Origin of the sequence: Bradyrhizobium sp. NBAIM08 (genome assembly GCF_020193935.1) — a bacterium.
Taxonomy (GTDB): Bacteria; Pseudomonadota; Alphaproteobacteria; order Rhizobiales; family Xanthobacteraceae; genus Bradyrhizobium; species Bradyrhizobium yuanmingense.
The window spans coordinates 1-382 of record NZ_JADYVR010001357.1; the positions used below are offsets into that span (position 1 = coordinate 1).

The 382-nt window shown below is 74.6% G+C and carries 1 protein-coding gene; it reads right to left on the reverse strand.

Features of this window, described 5'->3' with window-relative positions:
* Positions 1–382 (reverse strand): amidohydrolase family protein (locus tag I6F37_RS44900; RefSeq protein WP_225155117.1); only part of this gene is annotated, 382 nt, incomplete at both ends.

The following is a 382-nucleotide window of genomic DNA, read 5'->3' on the forward strand; positions in this document are numbered from 1 at the left end:
CGGGGATGCCCGCCCGCTCAACGGGCCGGGGCGCCGTCAGGTCCTTCCAGGCGGTCAGCGCGCGGCTCACGGGCCCGAGCGCCTCGCGCGCGACGAACTCGCCGTGGCCCTCCTGCCCGCGCACCTCGCCGTCGTGGACCGCTACCCGGCCGCGCGTCAGGGTGAAGCGCGGCAGGCCCGTGACCTCGTGGCCCTCGAAGACGTTGTAGTCGATGGCCGACTGCTGGGCGCCCGCCGCGATCGTCTTGGAGCGGGCCGGGTCCCAGACCACGAGGTCGGCGTCGGCACCCACGGCCACGGCGCCCTTGCGGGGGTAACAGCCCAGGATCTTGGCGACGTTGGTGGAGGTCACGGCCACGAACTCGTTGGGCGTGAGCCGCCC